This window comes from Ureibacillus sp. 179-F W5.1 NHS, from assembly GCF_045369345.1.
Taxonomy (GTDB): Bacteria; Bacillota; Bacilli; order Bacillales_A; family Planococcaceae; genus Ureibacillus; species Ureibacillus halotolerans.
Window position 1 is genome coordinate 1 of record NZ_JBIQFG010000057.1, and the last position, 13,878, is coordinate 13,878.

The 13,878-nt window shown below is 35.6% G+C and carries 15 protein-coding genes; 10 read left to right on the forward strand and 5 right to left on the reverse strand.

What is annotated here, in order from left to right:
• Positions 1-345 precede the first annotated feature (345 nt).
• Positions 346-972, reverse strand: coding sequence for a YktB family protein (locus ACH0B5_RS16460; RefSeq protein ID WP_122973521.1), 627 nt, complete (start codon positions 970-972; stop codon positions 346-348).
• A gap of 121 nt (positions 973-1,093) precedes the next feature.
• Between ACH0B5_RS16460 and ACH0B5_RS16465 the strand changes: the two genes are divergently transcribed.
• Together ACH0B5_RS16465 and ACH0B5_RS16470 are read left to right on the forward strand one after the other, a co-directional pair.
• Positions 1,094-1,291, forward strand: coding sequence for a hypothetical protein (locus tag ACH0B5_RS16465; RefSeq protein WP_122973520.1), 198 nt, complete (start codon positions 1,094-1,096; stop codon positions 1,289-1,291).
• Between the two features lie 103 nt (positions 1,292-1,394).
• Positions 1,395-2,186, forward strand: coding sequence for an inositol monophosphatase family protein (locus ACH0B5_RS16470; protein WP_122973519.1), 792 nt, complete (start codon positions 1,395-1,397; stop codon positions 2,184-2,186).
• 86 nt (positions 2,187-2,272) lie between these two features.
• On the opposite strand, the gene ACH0B5_RS16475 is transcribed toward ACH0B5_RS16470, so the two are convergent.
• Entirely contained in the window at positions 2,273-2,458 is a 186-nt protein-coding gene (locus tag ACH0B5_RS16475) for a DUF5325 family protein (protein WP_122973518.1), read from the reverse strand.
• A 145-nt stretch (positions 2,459-2,603) separates the two neighbouring features.
• On the opposite strand from ACH0B5_RS16475, the gene typA reads away from it, so the two are divergent.
• On the forward strand, positions 2,604-4,448 hold the full coding sequence (typA, locus tag ACH0B5_RS16480) for a translational GTPase TypA (protein WP_122973517.1): 1,845 nt from the start codon (positions 2,604-2,606) through the stop codon (positions 4,446-4,448).
• A 38-nt stretch (positions 4,449-4,486) separates the two neighbouring features.
• Entirely contained in the window at positions 4,487-4,873 is a 387-nt protein-coding gene (locus ACH0B5_RS16485) for a YlaH-like family protein (protein ID WP_122973516.1), read from the forward strand.
• Here ACH0B5_RS16485 and ACH0B5_RS16490 read toward each other — a convergent pair.
• The gene (locus ACH0B5_RS16490) at positions 4,868-5,179 is read right to left on the reverse strand and encodes a hypothetical protein (protein WP_148037838.1); all 312 of its coding nucleotides are present in this window, start codon (positions 5,177-5,179) and stop codon (positions 4,868-4,870) included. The two genes, ACH0B5_RS16485 and ACH0B5_RS16490, sit on opposite strands and share 6 nt — an antisense overlap.
• Positions 5,180-5,305: 126 nt before the next feature.
• Here ACH0B5_RS16490 and ACH0B5_RS16495 point away from each other — a divergent pair, with 126 nt between their 5' ends.
• Genes ACH0B5_RS16495 through ACH0B5_RS16505 form a run of 3 tightly spaced genes read left to right on the forward strand, consistent with a single transcriptional unit; the run spans position 5,306 to position 7,860 of the window.
• Positions 5,306-6,304, forward strand: a complete 999-nt coding sequence (locus tag ACH0B5_RS16495; RefSeq protein ID WP_241559388.1) for an ABC transporter substrate-binding protein — start codon at positions 5,306-5,308, stop codon at positions 6,302-6,304.
• A 1-nt stretch (position 6,305) separates the two neighbouring features.
• On the forward strand, positions 6,306-7,079 hold the full coding sequence (locus tag ACH0B5_RS16500; protein WP_122973513.1) for an ABC transporter ATP-binding protein: 774 nt from the start codon (positions 6,306-6,308) through the stop codon (positions 7,077-7,079).
• Positions 7,066-7,860: an ABC transporter permease gene (locus tag ACH0B5_RS16505; protein ID WP_341361846.1), complete on the forward strand. Its 795-nt coding sequence runs from the start codon at positions 7,066-7,068 to the stop codon at positions 7,858-7,860. Before ACH0B5_RS16500 ends, ACH0B5_RS16505 begins: the two co-directional genes overlap by 14 nt.
• 69 nt (positions 7,861-7,929) lie before the next feature.
• Here ACH0B5_RS16505 and ACH0B5_RS16510 read toward each other — a convergent pair whose 3' ends face one another.
• Entirely contained in the window at positions 7,930-8,133 is a 204-nt protein-coding gene (locus tag ACH0B5_RS16510) for a YlaI family protein (RefSeq protein ID WP_122973511.1), read from the reverse strand.
• 16 nt (positions 8,134-8,149) lie between these two features.
• Entirely contained in the window at positions 8,150-8,650 is a 501-nt protein-coding gene (locus ACH0B5_RS16515) for a peptidyl-prolyl cis-trans isomerase (RefSeq protein WP_122973510.1), read from the reverse strand.
• Positions 8,651-8,829: 179 nt separating this feature from the next.
• Here ACH0B5_RS16515 and ACH0B5_RS16520 point away from each other — a divergent pair, with 179 nt between their 5' ends.
• Genes ACH0B5_RS16520 through pyc form a run of 3 tightly spaced genes read left to right on the forward strand, consistent with a single transcriptional unit; the run spans position 8,830 to position 13,793 of the window.
• Positions 8,830-9,111 (forward strand): Fpa/YlaN family protein, encoded by a 282-nt coding sequence (locus tag ACH0B5_RS16520; RefSeq protein ID WP_122973509.1) that lies wholly within the window; start codon positions 8,830-8,832, stop codon positions 9,109-9,111.
• Positions 9,112-9,171: 60 nt separating this feature from the next.
• Positions 9,172-10,362, forward strand: coding sequence for an FtsW/RodA/SpoVE family cell cycle protein (locus tag ACH0B5_RS16525; RefSeq protein ID WP_122973508.1), 1,191 nt, complete (start codon positions 9,172-9,174; stop codon positions 10,360-10,362).
• On the forward strand, positions 10,359-13,793 hold the full coding sequence (gene pyc, locus ACH0B5_RS16530) for a pyruvate carboxylase (protein ID WP_406928148.1): 3,435 nt from the start codon (positions 10,359-10,361) through the stop codon (positions 13,791-13,793). Before ACH0B5_RS16525 ends, pyc begins: the two co-directional genes overlap by 4 nt.
• The last annotated feature ends 85 nt before the right edge of the window (positions 13,794-13,878 follow it).

Consider the following 13,878-nt stretch of genomic DNA (forward strand, 5'->3'; position numbering starts at 1 on the left):
CGTTATTCATCTTAATTGAACCGCCGTATACGGAACCGTACGTACGGTGGTGTGAGAGGTCGGGAGTTAATCACTCCTTCCTACTCAATTGTAGGAGGGTATTGTTTCTTTGTTAAAATAATACCGTATATAGTTAAAAATTGTAGGAAGAAAATTAGTAGAAATATGTAATGTTTGTAGTCATCTTGTGCATATTAATGATACAACACACCAAAATAAAGCAATCCTTAAATAAATTCCTTTTAAAAAAAGGATTTAGTTCATTAAGAAGCGTAAAGAATAAGGAGAGGCTAAAGTTCAAGTAAATGGTTACTTTTACTTTAGCCTTTATGAACACTTTATAAATTATTTACCAATGATAATGTTATAAATAGGTAAAAGAGCTTCAAAAGTTTCTTCAGTAAGTTGTAAAAATTGTTCCGATGAAAGATTTACAGCTTCTTCTCTTGAAATGTGGCGTCCAACTAAAAATTCTCCTTTTTTGACGTCTCGTAATCGGATTAATAAATTTTCCAGCTGTTCTTCACGACCTAATTTTAAAGATATTGCGTCTTGTGACATATGATCACCCGAAATGATGAAATCCTCCGGCAGCTGATTAAAGTATTCCATATTTTTTAATAAACGTGTTGCCATTTCAGATTTTTGTGGTGCTTCATAAATAATTGCAACAATAATGAATAAATGTGTATTCCAAAGTCCAATTTGAAAATGAGGAAGCGATTTATACCCACGTTTATACGGAGCAAACGCAACCCATGAATCTTTAGGAGGATTGATTGTTCTTCTAGCATGCTTAGCTACATGTGGGAAAAATTCATCGCCTGTTTTTGAGCTAAAGTAACTAGAAAACAGTTCACCTAATTGTTGGAACTTTGGGCGAACAATAGTAGAAAGAGCTTCCATCCGTTGTTCTAAACCATCTATTTCGAATACTTCGAAGTCTTTGTTTGTCCATTTAATTTTGTCCATTAATTATAGCCCCCTCTTTGATTTACATGTTTATTTTATCAGTTTTTTGGGAAAAATTTTGTAACAACCATTCTTTCATAAGACAAAAATTTTTAAAAAAATGAAAGGGAAGTGATTTAGTATGAAACAGATGATTAAAATTATACGTAAAGTTGATATTGAAAAGCAATATGAACACATTTTACGTTTAGAGCTGGATTACGAGCTAGCCTCCTTGTATGCAGCGATGCAAGAGAATGATGAAAAGGAAATGGAAAAGAGTAAAAAACGTCTAAAGGAAATTCAAGACGAACTAGATGGTCTCCACGCATATGTTTAAAAAATTAATAATTCATTAAAAATCACTTGCTCCATATCGGACAGCAAGTGATTTTTGTTATAATTAATAAAAGGGAAATGTTGACTAAAAAGGTGGGGGTTATATGGATATAAATAAATTAGATGAGTTTGCGAAAAAAATGATCTTTGAGGCAGGGAAAAGAATACGTGAAGCCTTTTCCTATGATTTAGTGGTGGAGACAAAATCAGGAGCAAATGATCTAGTTACGAATATCGATCGTGAAACTGAATTGTTTTTTATAGAAAAAATTAAAGCGTCCTTCCCCCAACATAAAATATTAGGTGAAGAAGGAATGGGAGAAGATGTGAAATCCCTTGAGGGTCCAGTATGGATTATCGACCCGATTGACGGAACGATGAATTTCGTGAAGCAGCATCGCCATTTTATGATTACAATAGGTTTTTTTGTAGATGGTGTAGGAAAACTCGGATACATATTTGATGTCATGAGAGAAGATCTATTTCATGCAATCGAAGGGCAAGGTGCTTGGTACAACGATTCACCATTACGTCAACTCCAACCTGTGCCATTGGAAGAAGCGGTAATTGGCATCAATGCAACTTGGGTTACGCCGAATAGGCTCGTCAATCATGAAAAAATGACTGAGCTTGTTCATACAATTCGCGGAACACGTTCTTACGGTTCGGCAGCAATGGAAATTGCCTATGTTGTTAGTGGGAAATTAGATGCTTATATTTCGATGAGATTGGCACCATGGGATATTGGTGGAGGAACCATTATTGCGAAAGAAGTTGGTGCAATCACAACGAATTTAAAAGGTGAAGATTGTAATCTGCTATCAAAAGATACATTTATCATCGCAAATCCTTCTATTCATCATCGAATATTAAATGAGTATATTGAAGAAAAATGAAAAAAATCGTAGGTAGCAAATTTTTGTTACCTACGATTTTTGAATTATCCAATAAAAATGTGGCAATCTAAGAAAAAATGGTTAAATTAAAGTAAACCTTGTTCTCTAAATTTGCGTTTCATTTTAAATCCTGTCATCATTACGACACATAATGCTACTAATCCTGCAATAGCTCCAATAATCGTTTTGGCTGCAATGGCGTAACCTACAGAAATCATTGATAACATTGCTGCTACTGCAAAGATAAACATAACAATTTTTGCTTTATTCATGCAGAGTAGTCCTCCTTACTTGATAGAAAAATATCAATATTGATCTAAGTTTGTCGAAATTGTAAAAATATGAAAAAGACAAGTATCTCTTCTTGTGCTATAATAACACAGTTAATCATATGAAAAAAGAATGTGGAGTGGAATAATGACAAAGTTACGCGAAGATTTACGCAATATCGCAATTATCGCACACGTTGACCATGGGAAAACAACATTAGTTGACCAATTGTTAAAACAATCTGGTACTTTCCGTTCAAATGAACATGTAGAAGAAAGAGCAATGGACTCGAATGATCTTGAACGTGAACGTGGTATTACGATTCTTGCTAAAAATACAGCAGTAAACTATAACGGTACACGTATAAATATCCTGGATACACCAGGACATGCCGATTTCGGTGGAGAAGTTGAACGTATTTTAAAAATGGTTGATGGTGTATTACTTGTTGTCGATGCATATGAAGGTTGTATGCCTCAAACACGCTTTGTTTTGAAAAAAGCGTTAGAGCAAAAATTAACACCAATCGTTGTCGTGAATAAAGTAGACAAAGATTCAGCTCGTCCTGAAGAAGTAGTAGATGAAGTGTTAGATTTATTAATCGAATTAGGTGCAGATGAAGAACAATTAGAATTCCCAGTTGTTTATGCATCTGGTGTAAATGGTACGGCCTCCCTTGATCCAGACCCATCTAAACAAGAAGAATCGATGCAATGCTTATTTGAATCGATTATCGAGCATATCCCAGCACCAGTTGATACACGAGAAGAGCCATTACAATTCCAAGTAGCATTATTAGATTATAATGACTTCGTAGGTCGTATTGGTATCGGACGTGTATTCCGCGGTACAATCCATGTAGGGCAACAAGTAGCCTTAATGAAGTTAGACGGTTCAGTGAAAAATTTCCGTGTAACAAAATTATTTGGATTCTTTGGTTTAAAACGTGAGGAAATTCAAGAAGCGTATGCAGGCGATTTAGTAGCGGTATCCGGAATGGAAGAGATCAATGTTGGTGAAACGGTATGTCCGATTGATCATCAAGAAGCATTAACGCCGTTACGTATTGATGAGCCAACATTACAAATGACTTTCTTAGTAAATAATTCTCCATTTGCAGGTCGAGAAGGAAAATGGATTACGTCAAGAAAAATTGAAGAACGTCTACGTTCCCAATTACAGACGGACGTATCCCTTCGTGTAGAAGATACAGATTCACCAGACGCTTGGATTGTTTCTGGACGCGGAGAACTTCACTTATCTATTTTAATTGAAAACATGCGTCGTGAAGGTTATGAATTACAAGTGTCTAAACCACAAGTAATTATTCGTGAAATCGATGGTGTAAAATGTGAACCAATCGAACGTGTACAAATTGATGTACCAGAAGAAAGTGTTGGTTCAGTCATTGAATCCCTTGGTAACCGTAAAGGTGAAATGTTAGATATGGTCAATGAAGGAAATGGACAAGTTCGTCTAATCTTCATGGTACCTGCTCGTGGATTAATTGGTTATACAACGGAATTCATGTCATTAACAAAAGGTTTTGGTATTATTAACCATACGTTCGATTCTTACCAACCTGTTGTACCAGGTCGTGTTGGTGGACGTCACCAAGGTGCCCTTGTGTCAATGGAGACAGGTAAAGCGACAACTTATGGTATGATGCAAATTGAAGACCGTGGTACATTATTTGTTGAACCAGGTACTGAAATTTATGAAGGTATGATTGTTGGTGAAAATAATCGTGATAATGACATTACGGTTAATATTACGAAAACGAAACAAAAAACAAATGTACGTTCAGCGACAAAAGACCAAACAAACGTTATTAAACGTCCACGTATTTTAACTCTTGAAGAAGCTTTAGAATTTTTAGATGATGATGAGTATTTAGAAGTAACTCCAGAATCAATTCGCTTACGTAAACAAATTTTAGATAAAAACGAACGTGAGAAACAGGCGAAAAAGAAAAAATACGCAGAACAATAATAACTGTTTTGGGGAAATGATGAAAGGTGTTGGAAAAGATGAACTTGTTTGGAACTTTAAATTATATTCAAGCATCTGCACCTACGAATGCAAGTGAAAATGAGTTTGTATTCGGACGCATGTCAGGTATTACTCGCTATTTATATGAAAATTTACCAAGCTATGCTGTTGCTGGTTATGTAGTATTTTTATTAGTATTTATTTTATCAGCAATTGTGTATAAACTTGGTTTCGCTAAAAACGATTTATCCCTTATTAAAAATGTGATTATCTATATTTTCCTTTTTATAGGATGTATTGTTTTAACGTTTTTAGCATTGTTCTTACCAATGATTGAAGGACTAATTGTAGCTTCCCTCATTTTAATTCTTTATAAAATCCGCTTGTGGCGTGAAAAACGGGAAGAAAAAAGAGCAGCTTCATAATATGATTTGAAAAAGGTAATCCAATTTTGGATTACCTTTTTTTATGCTCAAGTTGTGATCCATATGTTGAGCTAAATATTCATAAAATGCACCTGAGTGAAGTCCTGATACTTCATAAATATAAGGCATAGTAAATAAATGTTTCACTAAATGATAATAGTAGTCTTCCAGTTTCGAAAAACCTAAATTGTATTTGACAATGTATCCTTTATTTAATTCGTAATCGTCGATAATCGGTTTGGAAGATGCCATAATTTCAATGCTGGTAGTTGCTTTATTCACCTCATTGTTGTGATGAACTATCATTGCATAATAACAGAATCCATTTTCTAATATATACCGAAGAAATAACGATTTTCTAGGGATTCACACATTTTTTATTAAATGCATAACCTACCTTTGATAAACAGTATGAATGGGGAGGTCGGAGCATTGAAAAATTGGGTGAAGTCCAGTATTTTGTTCTTTTTAGCTTGCTTTACTATAATCGTTTTAACTGCTTGTAATGATAAAGAGGATCTTCAAACGGTCAAAGTCGGTGAAGTTACACGCTCCATATTCTACGCGCCTCAATATGTAGCTATTACTCAAGGCTTCTTTGAAGAAGAAGGGTTAGAAATAGAATTATCTACAATAGCTGGTGGAGATAAAACGATGACAGCCCTTTTATCCGATGGGATTGACATTGCTTTAGTTGGTTCTGAAACATCGATTTATGTATCTGCTCAAGGTGCCAATGATCCAATCAAAAATTTTGCACAATTAACACAAACAGACGGAACATTTTTAGTTGCAAGAGAAAAAATTGAAAACTTTTCTTGGGATATGTTAAAAGATTCAACATTTCTTGGACAACGTAAAGGTGGTATGCCGCAAATGGCAGGGGAATATGTGTTGGAAAAACATGGCATTGATCCCCAGGAAGATCTAGAGCTAATCCAAAATATAGATTTTGCTAATATATCTACAGCCTTTGCATCTGGTACAGGTGACTTTGTTCAACTATTTGAACCGACTGCTAGCGTATTCGAACAAGAAGGCAAAGGCCATATCGTTGCCTCATTTGGTACGGAATCTGGTCCTTTACCATATACAGTATTCATGACAAAGGATAGCTTTATGAACGAAAATCCAGAAGTGATTGAGAAATTTACACGAGCGTTAAAGAAAGCCCAAGATTTTGTTTATGAAAGTTCTGTTGAAGAAGTAGCCGAAGCGATTCAACCATTTTTTGAAGATACAGATATAGAGCTAATTGCAACGGTTGTTGAACGCTACCGTGAACAAGAATCCTTTGCGAAAGATCCCGTTTTAGATGAAGAAGAGTGGAACAATTTACAAGATATTATGGAAGAAGCTGGTGAACTTCCGAAACGTATGGATTATAAAGAATTAGTTGATACAACGTTTGCAGAGAAGGTTTTGGAGTAAAATGGACTTTTTAACTGTCACCAACGTTCACCATACGTATTTTTCAAAGGAAGCCGCAACAGAGGCATTACAAAATATTAATTTAACAATTAATAAAGGAGAATTTGTCTCTTTTATTGGCCCTAGCGGTTGTGGAAAAACGACACTTCTCTCCATAATTGCCGGATTGTTTCAACCTACTTCTGGGACAGTGAAAATTGAAAATCAAGCTGTTTATGGAAATTCCGACTTATCGATCGGATATATGCTTCAACAAGATTATTTATTTCCTTGGAAGACCATTGAAGAAAACATTACCCTCGGCTTAAAACTTTTAAAAGAGGATAACCAAAACTTTTCAAAGGTTACTTCTGATTTGTTACATGATGTTGGATTACCTCCAATTGGAGAAAAATATCCTAGAGAATTGTCTGGTGGAATGCGCCAAAGGGTTGCTTTAGCGCGAACCCTTGCAGTAGACCCGAAGATTTTATTATTAGATGAACCTTTCTCAGCTCTTGATTATCAATCGAAATTAAAACTCGAAGATTTAGTTGCAAACAAATTAAAAGAGTATGGTAAAACAGCAGTACTTGTGACCCATGATTTAGGGGAGGCGATTGCGATGAGTGATCGAATTTTCTTATTTTCCCCTAGACCAGGAAAGTTACATCAAATTTTTGAAGTACCAGAAGATTTAAGACAATTAACTCCCTTTGATGTAAGGTCCCATTCAAGTTATTCCCCCCTATTCCAAATCATTTGGAAGGAGCTTGAAAACCTTGAACAATCATAAACTCCACGAACAATTTAAACAGTCGCTTATTAAGGAAAAAAGATGGGTCCGGTTCTACCAACTATTAATTTTAATTGCCTTTTTTTCCCTCTGGGAAATCGCTTCAAGATCAAAATGGATTGACCAATTAATTTTTAGTTCGCCTTCAAAAATCTATACGTTACTAGTTGAAAATGTAGTAGACGGCACCATATTTGTTCATATAGGGTATACTGTCTTTGAAACGGTATTAGGATTTATCATTGGAACATTACTTGGAACAATTTTAGCGGCAATCTTGTGGTGGTCTCCATTTTTATCAAAGGTCTTAGATCCATACTTAGTTATATTAAATGCGATGCCGAAAGTAGCTTTAGGTCCTATTTTAATCGTTGCAATGGGTCCGGGGATGAATTCGATTATTACAATGGGTGCCATTATTTCAGTCATCATTTCAACGATTGTCATCTATACTTCCTTTAAAAACGTCGATGGGAACTATTTAAAAGTGATGCAAACCTTTAATGCATCACGGTTCCAAATGTTTAAAGAAGCTATTTTACCTGCTTCTTTTCCTACAATTATTTCAACGTTAAAAGTAAATGTTGGATTATCGTGGGTAGGGGTTATTGTAGGAGAATTTCTCGTATCATCTAAAGGATTAGGTTACTTAATTATTTACGGCTTCCAAGTGTTTAATTTCAATCTCGTGTTAATGTCATTGCTCATTATTGCGATCTTTGCAACCATTATGTATCAGCTGGTGGAATTGTTAGAAAAACGGTTAATTAAAAGTGAATAAAAAGAAGCATCATTCAAAATCATTTGAATGATGCTTTGTTATGTTAACATAACTTGTTTATAGTAGGCTTTAAAACTCTTCATCAATTGGTGAAGAAGTACGGAAAAAACGGAAGTTTCCTGTTGCGATTCGGGCATCCGTATTTTTCGCTATACGATCATAGCATTCGTTACACATATAAGTATGAATAGGACGATTTCGTAATTTCTTCGCTAAAGGTGCATCGTCATCAAGTTCGTTAATCGTATCGCAAATGACACATTGGACTCGCATATGATTAATCCTCCTACTATTCAACTCGGATTGCAGCAATATTTTTAATCGGGTTGTCGATATTTGACCCGTCTCCAAAAATAAGGTGAACAGGTCCGCCATCATTAATTGGTTTACCATCTTGACTATATTTAAAAATAATCGTAAACGCTTCTTCAATGGAGAAGGCGTGTTCTGTACCATCTTGAAGTTCAAACACGACACGTTCCGCATTTTCCTCAATTTCTGCATTTTTTAAGAAATGTTTAATTTCCATCCCGAATGTTCCAGTTTTCATTCCTTGTCGATCAAATTTTCGCTCTGTTTTTAAAGTTGGAGGGTAAGTTGCCCCTTCCATTATTTCTCTAGACCAGTGAGCACCAGCATTTTTTAAATACATTAAATCCTCATCGTCATCTTCTTTTTGTTCTGTAAAATATGTCGTTAAGTCTAATCGGCGATCATCAAAAATCCATACAGTTGGATCTAATGTAATTTTATATTTAACGGCACCTTTAATTGGTATAATCGTTTCCATTTTTATAGTCCCCCTAATCTATATATCATTTTTTAGTATAACGCTACTCATACTAATTAATAAAGAAATATAAATCAAAAGTTCTCTTTTCTAATGTATGGACTTGCATTTTTATCAGCTTAAAGATAAACTTTAATAAGATAGAATAGAAGAAATATCACAATGATGGGGGCGTCCTCATGGATACGAAACGTCAGTCTTCCTTCCAGGAAGAGGCTTTGGAATTACTGCTTAAGGATGCAGATAAAATTGCACGTTTAATAAAAGTTCAAATGGATCATTTAACAATGCCATCATGTCCTTTATACGAAGAAGTATTAGATACACAAATGTTTGGCTTATCACGGGAAATTGATTTTGCTGTTAAGCTTGGATTAATTGAACGTGAACGAGGAAAGGAAATTCTCGACACATTAGAGAAAGAACTTTCTTTGTTACATGAAGCGTACACAAACAAATAATTAGAAACTCAAACGCGAAATAGCGCTTTGAGTTTTTTTTCTAAAATGGGGAAATTGAAAATGAGAAAATATTTAGCTTATTATGTGAGGAATTTTGATTATCCATTATTCTTTACTTATGTATTTTTATGTTTATTCGGTCTTGTCATGATTTATAGTGCCGGTATGTGGGTTGCTATTGTAAACAAAGATCAAGGACCAGACTTTTACTACAATAAACAATTATTAAATTTATGTGTAGCAGGTGTCGCTTTTATAGTGGGTGCCTTTTTCCCATATAAACATTATAGTAATAAAAAACTTATGGTGGCACTTTTAGGCATTATGTTAGTTCTGTTATTTTGGGTATGGAATTTCGGGGTTGGTGCTGAACAATCAGGTTCCCAAAGTTGGATTGATTTAGGTATCATGAATTTCCAACCTTCTGAGTTTGCAAAACTATTTATTATTTTATATTTTGCTGGTGCCTTCTATCGAAAAAGTTTAAAAAATTCAATGGAAAACTTAGGACCAAATAATATTATTTATCCGATTTTAGTATGGTTATTAGTGATTTTCTGTGTTGCGAACGAAACCGATTTAGGTGCCGTTATGATTATATCTGGAATCGCCATTGCGGTTGTTGCAGCAAGTGGGATTCAATTTAAAAAATTTATGAAATTTTTTGCTGTATTAGGTGGGTTTGGTTCAGCATTAATAGGGCTTATTTTATTAGTTAAAGGTGAAGAAATTCTAACTCAAAACCGAGTTGGCCGTATTAAAGCCTTTTTAAACCCGTTTGAATATGAAACTGGCTCTAGCTATCAAGTTATTAATGGGTATATTGCGATTGGCTCAGGGGGATTAGAAGGGGTTGGCTTAGGTCAGTCCATTCAAAAATTAGGCTATTTACCAGAACCGCAAACCGATTTTATTATGGCGATTATTGCTGAGGAACTTGGAATACTAGGGGTCATCATTGTACTAGGTGGTCTTGGATTCATTGTCCTTAGAGCTTTAACAATTGCCTTAAAAACGAAGGATCCGCTTGCTAGAATGATTGCAGCAGGTATAGGTAGTTGGATTGCTGTTCAAACATTTATTAATCTTGGGGGATTATCGGGACTTATTCCGTTAACCGGTGTAACGCTACCATTCATTAGTTATGGCGGGACATCTATATTATTACTATCTTTTGCAATGGGGATATTAGTGAATATTTCCATGTATGTGAAGCTGGAAAAAAGAAGGTCTAAGGGGGAATCATTGTGAAGAAAATTAACAAAATTTTAGTAGCAAACCGTGGGGAAATTGCAATTCGTATTTTTCGCGCTTGTAATGATTTAAACTTAAAAACAGTTGCAATTTATTCAAGGGAAGATAGTGGTTCTTATCATCGTTACAAATCGGATGAATCTTATTTAGTTGGGGTTGGAAAGAAACCGATTGATGCTTATTTAGATATTGAAGGAATCATTGAAATTGCAAAACAAGCGGAAGTTGATGCAATCCATCCCGGTTATGGTTTCTTATCGGAAAATGTTGAATTTGCTAGACGTTGTGAAGAAGAAGGAATTATCTTTATTGGACCAACATCTGAACATTTAGATATGTTCGGAGATAAAGTAAAAGCAAGAGAACAAGCGGTAGCTGCAAAAATTCCAGTGATTCCTGGTAGTGATGGTCCAGTTAATACTGTAGAAGAAGTCATAGCATTTGGGGACAAATATGGCTATCCTCTAATGATTAAAGCTGCCCTTGGTGGTGGCGGACGTGGGATGCGTTTAGTTCAATCGAAGGAAGAACTAGCCTCTGCATTTGAACGAGCAAAGTCAGAAGCGAAGGCAGCATTCGGTTCTGATGAAGTTTATGTTGAGAAAGCTATCATTAAACCAAAACATATTGAAGTACAAATATTAGGAGATGTGACGGGGAATATTGTTCATTTATATGAACGGGATTGTTCTATCCAAAGACGTCACCAAAAGGTAGTGGAAATTGCTCCTTCCAATTCGATTTCAAAGGAACTTCGTAATCGAATTTGTGAGGCAGCTGTCCAATTAATGAAAAATGTTCAGTACATAAACGCAGGTACTGTGGAGTTTTTAGTATCAGGAAATGACTTTTATTTCATTGAAGTTAATCCACGAATTCAAGTAGAACATACGATTACAGAAATGATTACAGGTATTGATATCGTACATGCTCAAATTAAAATTGCTGAAGGACATGCAATCCATTCGGAAGAAATCGGAATTCCAGCTCAAGATCAAATTCCATTGTTCGGATATGCAATCCAATCTCGGGTTACGACAGAAGATCCTGCAAACGATTTCATGCCAGATACTGGTAAATTGATGGTGTATCGTTCTAGTGGTGGTTTTGGAGTACGATTAGATGCAGGGAATGGTTTCCAAGGTGCTGTTGTCACACCTTATTATGATTCATTACTCGTGAAAATCTCTACTTGGGGTATGACGTTTAAAGAAGCAGCGGCTAAAATGCATCGTAACTTAAGAGAGTTCCGTATTCGCGGTGTGAAAACGAACATTCCGTTTTTAGAAAATGTTGTACAGCATGATAAATTCATTACGGGTGAATTTGATACAAGTTTTATCGATACAACGCCTGAATTATTTAAATTCCCAGTACGAAAAGATAGAGGGACGAAATTATTAAACTATATTGGTAACGTTACTTTAAATGGTTTTCCAGGGATTGAAAAACGTACGAAACCAATTTTCGTACAACCAAACAAACCGAAAATCGATCTAAAAACTGAAATACCAGCTGGAACGAAACAAATTTTAGATGAGCGCGGTGCAGAAGGTCTTGTTTCTTGGGTAAAAGAACAAAAGGATGTATTACTGACTGATACAACTTTCCGTGATGCACACCAATCATTACTTGCGACTAGAGTACGGTCCCAAGATATGTTCCAAATTGCTGATTATAATGCACGTATGTTGCATGATTTCTTCTCCTTTGAATTATGGGGTGGAGCAACATTTGATGTAGCTTATAGATTTTTGAAGGAAGATCCATGGGTTCGTCTAGAAAAGCTTCGTAAACAAATGCCAAACGTGTTATTCCAAATGCTATTCCGAGGTGCTAACGCGGTAGGTTATAAAAATTATCCTGATAATTTAATAAGAGAATTTATTCGTGAGTCGGCTTCTTCTGGAGTAGATGTTTTCAGAATTTTCGATAGTTTGAACTGGATTAAAGGAATGGAAGTAGCAATTGATGAAGTTCGTCAAACGGGAAAAATTGCTGAAGCGGCAATTTGTTATACAGGCGATATTTTCGATGAATCACGAGCAAAATATTCCGTACAGTATTACAAGGAAATGGCCAAGGAATTAGAGGCGGCAGGAGCTCATATTTTAGCGATTAAAGATATGGCAGGGTTATTAAAACCAGAGGCGGCTTATTGTTTGATTTCGGAATTGAAAGATTCAACAGATCTACCAATTCATCTGCATACCCATGATACAAGCGGAAATGGTATTTATACTTATGCAAAGGCGATCGAAGCCGGTGTTGACATTATTGATACAGCCCTTGGTTCCATGTCTGGTTTAACTTCACAACCAAGTGCTAACTCATTGTATTATGCAATGAAAGGCGGCAAGCGGGAACTACGTGCGGATATTGATGCTTTAGAACAACTTTCTTATTATTGGCAAGATGTTCGTGCTTTCTATAGCGATTTTGAAAGTGGAATGAATAGCCCTCATTCTGAAATTTATGTACACGAAATGCCAGGGGGGCAATATAGTAATTTGCAACAACAAGCAAAAGCAGTTGGCTTAGGCGACCGTTGGGACGAAGTGAAAAAAATGTATTCACGGGTTAATTTACTATTCGGAGATATTGTTAAAGTGACACCTTCCTCTAAAGTTGTAGGAGACATGGCATTGTTCATGGTTCAAAATGATTTAGACGAAGAAAATATTTTCGAAAGAGGACTTACAATGGACTTCCCGGATTCCGTTGTGGAGTTATTCCAAGGTTATTTAGGGCAAGTCCATGGCGGATTCCCGAAAGAGTTACAAAAGGTGATTTTAAAAGATAGAGAAGCGATTACGGTTCGACCAGGGGAGTTATTGGAACCGATTAACTTTGAAGAACTAGAAAAAACTCTAACTGAAAAATTTGGACGTACTATAACAAAAAAAGATGTTTTAGCTTATGCGTTATATCCTAAAGTATTTGAAGAATATGTAGCGGCGACAGACATGTTCGGAGATATTTCAGTTTTAGACACACCGACATTCCTTTATGGGTTAAAGTTAGGGGAAGAAATTGAAGTAGAAATTGAAAAAGGGAAAACGTTAATTATTAAATTAATCGAAATTGGTGAACCGCAACCAAATGGTACTCGCATTATCTACTTTGAACTAAACGGTCAATCTCGAGAATTAGTCATTCAAGATTTAACTGTTGAAGTGGAAGGGACAAATGCAGTAAAAGCAGACCCAAGTAATCCAAATCAAATCGGTGCAACAATGCCAGGAACTGTGTTAAAAGTTGTTGTTTCAAAAGGTAGTCCTGTAAAACGTGGAGATCATCTATTAATTACGGAAGCTATGAAAATGGAAACAACAGTTCAAGCACCGAAGGACGGGGTAGTAAAAGAAGTCTACATTTCTAGTGGAGATGCAATTTCAACAGGAGATTTATTAATAGAATTAGAATAAAAGAAAGGGGCTGGGACAAAACCCACCTCTGAAATGAAAAGCCGGTGAAATTTTACGATAAGTAAAATTTCACCGGCTTTGATTA